This is a genomic window from Kitasatospora sp. NPDC058965 (genome assembly GCF_042741245.1).
Taxonomy (GTDB): domain Bacteria; phylum Actinomycetota; class Actinomycetes; order Streptomycetales; family Streptomycetaceae; genus Kitasatospora.
This window is the reverse complement of sequence record NZ_JBHYKG010000283.1, coordinates 1-11,272: the sequence shown is the minus strand read 5'-3', so window position 1 is coordinate 11,272 and position 11,272 is coordinate 1. Positions and strand designations below refer to the sequence as shown.

3 protein-coding genes and 1 pseudogene are annotated in these 11,272 nt (G+C 76.5%); all 4 read left to right on the top strand.

Annotation, left to right across the window (positions count from 1 at the left end):
• Window positions 1-3,890: beta-ketoacyl synthase N-terminal-like domain-containing protein (locus ACFW1A_RS32230; protein WP_380415166.1), on the top strand; the 3,890-nt coding region annotated here is incomplete at its 5' end.
• A 72-nt stretch (window positions 3,891-3,962) separates the two neighbouring features.
• Window positions 3,963-9,926, top strand: a pseudogene (locus ACFW1A_RS32225) (SDR family NAD(P)-dependent oxidoreductase); the annotation flags it as partial.
• Entirely contained in the window at window positions 9,911-10,678 is a 768-nt protein-coding gene (locus ACFW1A_RS32220) for an SDR family NAD(P)-dependent oxidoreductase (RefSeq protein ID WP_380415164.1), read from the top strand. The pseudogene ACFW1A_RS32225 and the gene ACFW1A_RS32220, both read left to right, overlap by 16 nt.
• 76 nt (window positions 10,679-10,754) lie before the next feature.
• Window positions 10,755-11,174: an ester cyclase gene (locus tag ACFW1A_RS32215; protein ID WP_380415162.1), complete on the top strand. Its 420-nt coding sequence runs from the start codon at window positions 10,755-10,757 to the stop codon at window positions 11,172-11,174.
• Window positions 11,175-11,272 lie beyond the last annotated feature (98 nt).

Genomic DNA, 11,272 nt, shown 5'->3' with positions numbered 1-11,272 from the left:
AGCACCGGCGCGCCCTCGGGCTGCCCGGCCAGTCGCTGGCCTGGGGCCAGTGGGCCGAGACCAGTGCGATCACCGGCAGGCTCGGCGCGAACGACCTGGCCCGGCTGGCCCGGCTCGGGATCCGGCCGATCGCCTCCACCGAAGGCCTGGCCCTGTTCGAGGCGGCCCTGCGGTCGACCGACCGGGCCGCCCTGGTCCCGGCCCCACTGGACCTGGCCGTGCTGCGGGGGAAGCAGCCCGTGGCGCCGCTGCTGCGCGCGCTGCTCCCGGCCGGCGACCGACCGCCGCGCCGCGCCGCCGCCGGGCCCGTGGCTCCCGGGGCGCCGGACGGCACCCCGTTCGCCCAGCAGTTGGCCGCCCTGTCCGACCCGGCGGAGCGCCGGGCCGGCCTGCTGCGGCTGGTCCGCACCGAGGTGTCGGCCGTGCTCGGCACCGCCCCGGACGCGGTCGCCGTGCAGCGCTCGTTCACCGCGCTCGGGCTGGACTCGCTCACCGCCGTCGAACTGCGCAACCGGATCGGCAGCGCGACCGGCCTGCGGCTGCCCGCCACCCTGGTCTTCGACCACCCGAGCCCGGAGGCCCTCGCCGACCACCTGCACGCCGAACTGCTGAGCGCCGCACCCGAGTCGGAGCCGGCACCGGCACCGGGCCCGGTGGCCGCACCGCTGCGGGCCGACGAGCCGATCGCCATCGTCGGGATGGCCTGCCGCCTGCCGGGCGGGGTCAACTCGCCGGAAGAGCTCTGGCAGTTGGTCGCCGACGGGCGGGACGCGATCGCCGGGTTCCCGACCGACCGCGGTTGGGACCTGGACGCGCTGTACGACCCGGACCCGGACCGCCCGGGCACCTCGTACACCCGGCACGGCGGCTTCCTGACCGAGGCGGCCGAGTTCGACGCCGCGTTCTTCGGCATCTCGCCGCGCGAGGCGCTGGCCACCGACCCGCAGCAGCGGTTGCTGCTGGAGACCAGCTGGGAGGCGCTGGAGAGCGCCGGGATCGACCCGGCGGGCCTGCGCGGCAGTCGGACCGGCGTGTTCGCCGGTGTGATGTACCACGACTACGCGCCGCGGGTGCGCGAGGTGCCGGCCGAGTTGGAGGGCTGGCTGGGCAACGGCACGGCGGGCAGCGTGGCCTCCGGGCGGATCTCCTACTCCTTCGGGTTCGAGGGCCCGGCGGTCACCGTGGACACCGCCTGCTCCTCCTCGCTGGTGGCGCTGCACCTGGCCGCCCAGTCGCTGCGGGCGGGCGAGTGCGACCTGGCGCTGGCCGGCGGCGTCGCGGTGATGTCGACGCCGACCACCTTCGTGGAGTTCTCCCGGCAGCGGGCGCTCGCCACCGACGGACGCTGCAAGGCGTACGCGGAGGCGGCCGACGGGACCGGCTGGGGCGAGGGCGTCGGGCTGCTGCTGGTCGAGCGGCTCGCCGACGCCCGGCGCAACGGCCACCGGGTGCTGGCCGTGCTGCGCGGCTCGGCGGTGAACCAGGACGGCGCGTCCAACGGACTCACCGCGCCCAGCGGACCCGCCCAGCAGCGGGTGATCCGCCAGGCGCTGGCCAACGCGGGCCTGTCGCCCGCCGAGGTGGACGCGGTGGAGGGCCACGGTACCGGCACCACGCTCGGCGACCCGATCGAGGCGCAGGCCCTGCTGGCCACCTACGGCCGGCAGCGCCACGGCGACCAGCCGCTCTGGCTCGGCTCGTTGAAGTCCAACATCGGGCACACCCAGGCGGCCGCCGGCGCGGCCGGAGTGATCAAGATGGTCCAGGCGATCCGGCACGGGGTGCTGCCGCGCACCCTGCACGTGGACCGGCCGACCCCGCACGTGGACTGGTCGGCCGGGCAGGTGGCCCTGCTGACGGAAGCGCAGGTCTGGCCGGTGCTCGACCGGCCGCGCCGGGCGGCGGTCTCCTCCTTCGGGGTCTCCGGCACCAACGCCCATGTGATCATCGAGCAGGCACCGGCCGAGCCGGCCGCCGCCACCGAGCCGGCGGCGCCGCAATCCCTGCCGTTCCTGGTGTCGGCCCGCTCGCCGGAGGCGCTCCGGGCCCAGGCCGGGCGACTGGTGGAGCTGTTGGCCGGCGAGGTGGAGCCGGCGGCGGTGGCCCACGCGCTGGCGACCGCGCGCGGGGCGATGGAGGAGCGGGCGGTGGCCGTCGGCGATCCGGCGGGGCTGCGCGCCCTGGCCCTGGACGAGCCGCATCCGGCGCTGGTCCGCGGCCGGGCCGACGAGGTGGGCCGCACCGTCTTCGTGTTCCCCGGCCAGGGCACCCAGTGGCTCGGTATGGCGGTGGAACTCCTGGAGAGCGCACCGGAGTTCGCGAGCCGGATCGGGGAGTGCGCGGCGGCCCTGGCCCCGTGCACGGACTGGTCGCTGCTGGAGGTGCTGCGCGGTGAGCCGGGCGCGCCGGGCCTGGACCGGGTGGACGTGGTGCAGCCCGTGCTGTGGGCGGTGATGGTCTCGCTGGCCGCGCTGTGGCAGGCCCACGGGGTGCGGCCGGACGCGGTGGTCGGCCACAGCCAGGGCGAGATCGCCGCCGCCGTGGTGGCGGGCGGCCTCTCGCTGGCCGACGGCGCCCGGGTGGTGGCGCTGCGCAGTCGGGCGATCCTGGCGCTGGCCGGCCAGGGCGGGATGGCCTCGGTCGCGCTGCCGGAGGCCGCGGTGCGCGAGCGGATCGCGGGCCTGGCCGGCCGGATCTCGGTCGCCGTGGTCAACGGGCCGTCCGCGACCGTGGTGGCCGGGGAGCCGGGAGCCCTGGCCGAGCTGGTCGCCGGGTACCAGGCCGAGCAGGTCCGGGCCAGGCTGATCCCGGTGGACTACGCCTCCCACTCGCCCCAGGTCGACCAGCTGCGCGAGGAACTGCTGGACCTGCTGGCGCCGATCGAGCCGCGCCCCGGCCGGGTGCCACTGCTGTCCACGGTGACCGGCGACTGGCAGGAGACGGCGAAGCTGGACGCCGCCTACTGGGTGGCCAACCTGCGCGAGACCGTGCGGTTCGAGGAGGCCACCCGGCGGCTGGCGGAGACCGGGCACACCGTCTTCGTGGAGGTCAGTCCGCACGCCGTGCTGACGGTGCCGATCCAGGAGACGCTCGCGGAGGTCGGGGCGGCGCGCCGCTCGGTGGTGGCGGGCACGCTGCGGCGCGACCACGGCGGTGCGGACCGGTTCCTGCTCTCCGCCGCCGAGCTGTGGGTGCGCGGGGTGCCGGTCGACTGGGCCGGCCGGTTCGGCGCCGAGCGGCCCGCCCGGGTCGCGCTGCCCGGGTACGCCTTCCAACGACAGCGGTACTGGCTGGACGCGACGGTCACCAACAGCACCGTGACCGCCGCGGTCGCCGCGCCGGCCCCCGGCGCGGACGCCGGGCAGCCGTCGTGGGTCGCGCGGCTGGCCGACGTGGCGCCGGCCCAGCGGCAGGCCGTCCTGGTCGACCTGGTCCGCCGGGAGGCGGCCGCGGTGCTCGGGCACGCCGACCCCGCCGGGGTGGCGCCCGACCGGGCCTTCCGCGACCTGGGACTGAGCTCGCTGACCGCCGTCGAGCTGCGCAACCGGGTGGTGGCCGCGACCGGCCTGGAGCTGCCCGCCACGCTGGTCTTCGACCACCCCGACCCGGAGGCCCTCGCCGCCCTGCTGGCGACCGAACTCGCCCCGTCCCAGGGCGAGTCCGACCGGGTCCACCTCGGCGCGCTGGAATCGCTCGCCGCGCTGGAGCGGGCGCTGGCCGGCACCGCGCCCGAGGGGCCGGACCGGGAGACGGTGGCCCGCCGCCTGCGCGCCCTGGTCGACCGCTGGGGCCTGGGCCCGGCGCCGGCCGAGGAGCCCGAGCTCGACCTGGACAGCGCCAGTGACGAGGAGCTGTTCGACCTGGTGGAGCGCAACTCCGAGGCCTTCTGAACCTGGCCCGGCACATCCGACACATCCGCACCGTGCGATCCGCGAAAGGCACCGATGTCCAACGACCAGAAGCTCCGCGACTACCTCAAGCGCGCGCTGGCCGACGCCCAGAAGGCCAACCGGCGGCTGCAGGAGGTGGAGAGCGCCAAACGCGAGCCGATCGCGATCGTGGGCATGGCCTGCCGGCTGCCCGGCGGGGTGACCGGCCCGGACGACCTGTGGCAGCTGGTCGCCGACGGACGCGACGCGATCACCGGGTTCCCCACCGACCGCGGTTGGGACCTGGACGCGCTGTACGACCCGGACCCCGACCGGCCGGGCACCAGCTACACCCGGCACGGCGGATTCCTCGACACCACACCCGAGTTCGACGCGGAGTTCTTCGGCGTCTCACGGCGCGAGGCGCTGGCCACCGACCCGCAGCACCGGCTGCTGCTCGAGACCGCCTGGGAGGCCTTCGAGCGGGCCGGGATCGACCCGCTGGCCCTGCGCGGCAGCCGGACGGCCGTCTTCGCCGGTATCGCCGGCAGCGACTACACCCCCCGACTGCACGACGCACCGGGGGAGTTGGAGGGCTACCTGGGCATCGGCGGGCTGGACAGCGTGGCGTCGGGGCGGATCTCCTACAGCTTCGGCTTCGAGGGGCCGGCGGTGACGGTGGAGACGGCGTGCTCGTCCTCGCTGGTGGCGCTGCACCTGGCGGCGCAGTCGCTGCGCTCCGGCGAGTCGGACCTCGCCCTGGTCGGCGGGGTGAGCGTGATGGCCACCCCCCAGGGCTTCGTGGAGTTCTCCCGGCAGCGCGGCCTGTCGGCGGACGGCCGGTGCAAGGCCTTCGCGGCCGCCGCCGACGGGACGGGGTGGGCCGAGGGGGTGGGGCTGCTGCTGGTGGAGCGGTTGTCGGACGCGCGCCGGTTGGGTCATGAGGTGCTGGCGGTGGTGCGGGGTTCGGCGGTGAACCAGGACGGTGCGTCGAACGGTTTGACGGCGCCGAGCGGTCCGGCGCAGCAGCGGGTGATCCGGCAGGCGTTGGCGAGTGCGGGGTTGTCGGCGGGGGAGGTGGACGCGGTGGAGGCGCACGGGACGGGGACCCGGTTGGGGGACCCGATCGAGGCGCAGGCGCTGCTGGCCACCTACGGCGCCGCTCACACTGCTGAACACCCGCTGCTGCTGGGCTCGTTGAAGTCGAACATCGGGCACACCCAGGCGGCGGCCGGGGTGGCGGGGGTGATCAAGTCGGTGCTGGCGCTGCGGCACGGGGTGCTGCCGCGCACCCTGCACGCCGAGGAGCCGACCCCGTTCGTGGACTGGTCCACCGGCGCGGTGGAGCTGCTGACCGAGGCCCGACCGCTGGTCCGGGGCGAACGACCGCGCCGGATCGGGGTCTCGGCCTTCGGGGCGAGCGGCACCAACGCCCACGTGATCGTCGAGGAGGCGCCGGACCCGGAGCCGGCCGAGCAGTTGACAGCTCCCCGGCAGGTGCCGTTCGTGGTCTCGGCGCGGTCGGCGGCGGCGTTGCGGGAGCAGGCCGGGCGGATCGCCGACCTGGCCGAGCACGAGGACCCGGTGGCGGTGGCGCACGCGCTGGTCACGGGGCGCGCCGCCCTGCCGGAACGGGCCGTGGTGCTGGGCGACGCGGGTGGGCTGCGCGACCTGTCCGGGCCCGAGGTGATCACCGGGTCGGCGGAGCGGGCGGGTCGGCTGGCGTTCCTGTTCTCGGGGCAGGGGAGTCAGCGGGTGGGGATGGGGTCGGGGTTGTCCGCGGTGGAGCCGGTGTTCGCGGCGGCCTTCGACGCGGTGGTGCGGGAGTTGGGGTTGCCGGTGGCCGAGGTGATCGCCTCCGGTGCGGATCTGGACCGGACGGGGTGGGCGCAGCCGGCGCTGTTCGCGGTGGAGGTGGCGCTGTTCCGGTTGTTCGAGTCGTGGCGTGTGCGGCCGGACTTCGTGGCGGGGCACTCGATCGGTGAACTGGCGGCCGCGCATGTGGCGGGGGTCCTGTCGTTGCCGGATGCGGCGCGGTTGGTGGTGGCGCGCGGGCGGCTGATGGAGGCGTTGCCGTCGGGCGGGGTGATGGTGGCGGTGCAGGCCGACGAGGCGGAGGTGCGGGCGGTCCTGGTGGCGGGGGCGGAGATTGCTGCGGTGAACGGGCCGCGGGCGGTGGTGGTCTCCGGTGACGCGCAGGCGGTGGCGGCGGTGGTGGCGCGGTTCGCGGACCGGCGGACCCGGCGGTTGACGGTCAGTCATGCGTTCCACTCGGCCCACATGGACGGGATGCTGGCGCAGTTCCGGGAGGTGGCGGCGAGCCTCTCCTACGGCGAGCCGGTCATTCCGGTGGTGTCGGGGCTGACCGGCCGGCTCGCGGGCGCGGGTGAGTTGGCGGATCCGGAGTACTGGGTGCGCCAGGTGCGCGAGGCGGTGCGGTTCGGCGACGTGATCGCGGAGCTGGACGCCGAGGGTGTGGGCACGTTCGTGGAGCTGGGGCCGGACGGGACGTTGGCGGGGCTGGTCGGGTCGGCGCTGGAGGCACCGGTGACGGCGGCGGTGCTGCGCCGGGAGCGGGACGAGCTGACGACGGCGCTGACCGCGCTGGCCCGCATCCACGTGCAGGGCCACGACGTGGACTGGCCGGTGCTGTTCGGCGGCGACCGGCGCCCGCGGGTCGAGCTGCCCACCTACCCCTTCCAGCGCCGCCGCTACTGGCTGGACCCCGCGCAGCGCAGCGCCGACGCGGCCGGCCTCGGGCTGTCCGCACCGGACCACCCGCTGCTCGGCGCGGTGGTCACCCTGCCCGAGGGCGAGGGCGCGCTGCTCACCGGCCGGATCTCCACCGCCACCCACCCGTGGCTCGCCGACCACACCGTCCAGGGCACCCCGATCCTGCCCGGCACGGCGCTGCTGGAGCTGGCGATCCGGGCCGGCGACGAGGTCGGCGCGAGCACCCTGGACGAACTGGTGGTGGAGACCCCGCTGGCCCTGCCCGCGCAGGGCTCGGTCCAGCTCCAGGTCGCCGTGCACGAGGCCGACGCCACCGGCGCCCGCCTGGTCGCCATCCACTCCCGGCCCGACACCGGCGAGTGGACCCGGCACGCCGGCGGCACGCTGCTGGACGAGCGCACGGCCCCCGTCGAGCCGCGCCCGCTGGGCAGTTGGCCGCCTCCCGGTGCCCGGCCGCTGGACACGGCGGACCTCTACCCGGAGCTGGCCGCCGCCGGACTGGCGTACGGCCCCGCCTTCCAGGGGGTCCGGGCGGCCTGGCGGGACGGCGACACCTTCTACGCCGAGCTGGCCCTGCCCGCCGAGCAGCAGGAGCAGGGCGCCAGGTACGGCCTGCACCCGGCGCTGCTGGACGCGGCCGTCCACCTCACGGCGCACGACGCGCTGGCGGACACGCCCGCCGGCAGCAGCCGGCTGCCGTTCGCCTACACCGGGGTCCGGCTGTTCGGCGCGGGCGCCACGGCGCTCCGGGTCCGGCTGCGGCGGACCGGGGCGGAGACGGTCTCGGTCGAGGCCTTCGACGGGTCCGGCGCGCCGGTCGCCTCGGTCGAGGCACTGCACGCACGCTTGGTGACGGCGGACCAGCTGGCGCCGAGTCCGGCCGATGCCGACCGTGACGCGCTCTTCGCCCTCGACTGGCCGGAGCACGCCGTGCCGAGCCATCGTCAGGAGACGGGCCTGCCGCAGTGGCGCCCCGAGCCGAGCGCCGACGGCGTGTCGGCGGCCGACCTGGCCCACCTGCGGGACTGGCTCTCGGGCGAGGACGGCCGACTGGTCGTGCTGACCCGGCGTGCGGTGGCGGTGGCCCCGGAGGAGGCCGTGGACCTTGCGGCGGCGCCGGTGTGGGGCCTGGTGCGGTCGGCGCAGTCGGAGCACCCGGGGCGGTTGGTGCTGGTGGACAGTGACGACACGCCTGCCTCGCGGGCGGTGCTGGCGGCCGCGGTGGCCACCGGTGAGCCGCAGTTCGCGCTGCGCGAGGGCCGGGTGCACGTGCCGCGCCTGGTGCGGGCGCAGGTGCCCGAGGTCGGGGCCGGCCGTCCGTGGGACCCGGACGGCACGGTGCTGATCACGGGTGGCACCGGGACGCTGGGTGCGCTGTTGGCCCGTCACCTGGTGGCCGAGCGCTCGGTGGGCCATCTGCTGCTGCTCTCCCGCAGCGGCCCGGCCGCCCCGGGGGCCGCCGAGTTGCAGGCGGAGCTGGCCGCGCTGGGTGCCACGGTCACGATCGAGGCGGTGGACGCCGCGGACCGGGAGGCGCTGGCGGCGGCGCTGGAGCGGATCCCGGCCGCGCACCCGCTGACGGCGGTGGTGCACACGGCCGGCGTGGTGGACGACGGGGTGGTCACGGCCCTGACGCCCGAGCGGCTGGCCGCCGTGTGGCGTCCCAAGGCCGAGGGCGCCCGCCACCTGCACGAGCTGACGCGGGGTCACGACCTGGCCGCCTTCGTCCTCTACTCCTCCGTCGCGGCCCTGCTGGGCGGCCCGGGGCAGGCGAGCTACGCGGCGGCCAACACCTACCTGGACGCCCTGGCCCAGCACCGGCGCGCCCTCGGGCTGCCCGGCCAGTCGCTGGCCTGGGGCCAGTGGGCGGAGATCAGCGCGATCACCGCCCGACTCGGCGAGGCCGACCAGCGCCGCGCCGCCCGGGCGGGCCTGCGCACCCTGTCCGCCCGGCGCGGCACCCTGCTGCTGGCGGCGGCCGAGCGGGTGGCCGCGGGCTACCTGGTCGCCGCTCCGCTCGACCTGGCCACGCTGCGGGCGGCCCCGTCGCTGCCGCCGGTGCTGCGCGCACTCGTCCCGGCCGTCCGCCGCACCGCCCGCGGCGCGGGCGACCCGGCCGGCGGTGCGCCGCTGCACCGGATCGCGGGGCTGACCGGGCCGGAGCGCACCGCCGCCCTGCTGGAGCTGGTCCGCGGCGAGGCGGCCGCCGTGCTCGGCACCGAGCCGGCCGCCGTGCCGGCCGCCCGGCCGTTCAACGACCTCGGGCTGGACTCCCTCACCGCCGTCGAACTGCGCAACCGGCTGACCGCCGCCACCGGGCTGCGGCTGGCCCCCACGGTCACCTTCGACCACCCGGATCCGACCGGACTCGCCGCGCACCTGGACGAGTTGCTCGGTGACCGGCCGGTGGTCGCGGAGCAGGCCGCGGAGCGGACCGGGGCGCCGGCCGAGGACCCGAGCCAGCCGCTGGCCACCCTCTACCGCCGCCTGGCGGCCCAGGGCAGCTTCGCGGAGGCCTCGGCGCTGATCGGGGTCGCCTCCCACCTGCGCGGCCGGTTCGCGCGGGACGAGCGCGCGGCGCACGTCCGCAAGCCGATCCGGCTCGCCTCCGGCGACGCCCCGGTGGCCGTGGTGGCCTTCCCCGCGCTGAGCGCGATCTCGGGCCCGCACGAGTACGCCCGGCTCGGCCACGCCTTCCAGGGCGACCGCGACGTCTTCGTGCTCCCGTCGCCCGGCTGGGACCCGGCGGACCTGCTGCCCGCCGACCTCGACGTCTTCCTCACCCTGCACACCGAGACGGTGCGCGACCTGGTCGGCGACGACCGGCCGGTGGTGGTCCTGGGCCGGTCGATGGGCGGCTGCGTCGCGCACGCGGTGGCCGAGCGGCTGGAGGCCGGCGGCCGGGAGGTGGCCGGGCTGGCGCTGATCGACGCCTACCCGATCGACAGCGCGGTGCGCGCGGGCATGGCGGACTGGTGGCTGACCGCGATGCTCACCGGGATGGTCGACCGGATCGCGCAGTACGACATGGTCTGGAGCGACGCCAGCCTCACCTCGATGGGCGCCTACAACACCGTCTTCGCGGGCTGGCAGCCGGGACCGCTGCGCGCGCCGATCGTCGCGCTGCGCGCCGACACCCCGCTGCGGCACACCGTGGTGGATCCGACGGGCGGTCAGGACTGGCGCGCCTACTGGCCGGTGCCGCACGAGGTGCGGGACATCCCCGGGGACCACTTCACCGTGCTGGAGCAGCACACCCCGACAACGGCGGAGACCCTCCGCCACTGGATCGAGACGAAGGAGCAGGCATGGTCGACCCGGTAGTGCTGGTCACCGGAGCGGCGTCGGGCATCGGCGCGGCCACGGTGCGGCTGTACGCCGAGCGCGGCCACCGCGTGGTGGCGGTGGACGTGGACAAGGCGGGACTGGACGCCTTCGCCGGCTTTCCCGGCGTGGCCACGCTCGCAGGCGACGTGGCGGAGGAGGAGACGAACACCCGTGCGGTCGCGCTCGCCCTGGAGCGGTTCGGCCGGCTGGACGCCGCCGTGCTCAACGCCGGGATCGGCGGCGCCGGACCGCTGGAGTCGCCGGGCGCGGTGGAGCGGTTCGACCGGCTCTTCGCCGTCAACGTGCGCGGAGTGGTGCTGGGCCTGCGGGCCGCGGTGCCGGCGCTGCGCGCCTGCGGCGGCGGGGCGATCGTGGCCACCTCCTCGGTCTCCGGCCTGCGCGGCGACCCCGGCACCTGGGGCTACAACGCCACCAAGGCGGCGGTGATCAACCTGGTCCGGGCCGCCGCGATCGACTACGCCGGGCAGGGCATCCGGGTCAACGCGATCGCCCCGGGCGGCACCGTGACCGCGATGACGGCCGGTCAGGTGGCCGACCCGCACTTCTCCGACTTCATCACCAGCCGGATCCCGGCCGGGAGGTGGGCCGACCCGAGCGAGCCCGCCGAGGTGATCTGGTTCCTCACCTCGCCGGCCGCCTCCTACGTGACCGGCGTGACCGTCCCGGTCGACGGCGGGCTGAGCGCCAACGGCGGCATCCTGCTGCCGCCGCCGGTCCCGCCGCGCTGAACCCGACCCCCGTCCGTTCCCACCCCTTCACGAGTACCCACCCCTTCACGAGTACCCGCCCCTTCCGAGGAGAGACATGAGCATCGAGGCGAACAAGGCCCTGGTCGAGCGCTACTACCACGAGCTGGTCACCGGTCAGCGGCTGGACCTGCTGCCGGAACTGGTCGCCGAGGACGCGGCCGACGAGACCGTGGTCGGTCGCGGCGGCAGCGGCACCCGCGAGGACTTCGCCGAGCACCTGCGGGTGCTCTGGTCGACCGTCCAGGGCGTCACGGCGACCGTCGAGGACCTGGTCGCGGAGGAGGACCGGGTGATCGCCTTCTGGCGGATCGAGGGCGTGCACGTCGGCCCGGTCTTCGGGGTGCCCGGCACCGGGCGCGCCTTCAGCGGCCGCAGCATCTCCACCCTGACCATCCGCGACGGCAAGGTGGTCCGCTACAACGTGCTGCCCGACCGGCTCGGCATCATCCAGCAGCTGACCCCCGTCACCGTCTGACCCACCGTCCGCCCACCCCAGGGGCCCGGGGCCGGGGGCCGGCCCCGGGCCCCCCCCGGGGGGGGGCCCGGGGCCCCCCCCCCCCCCCGGGGGGGGGG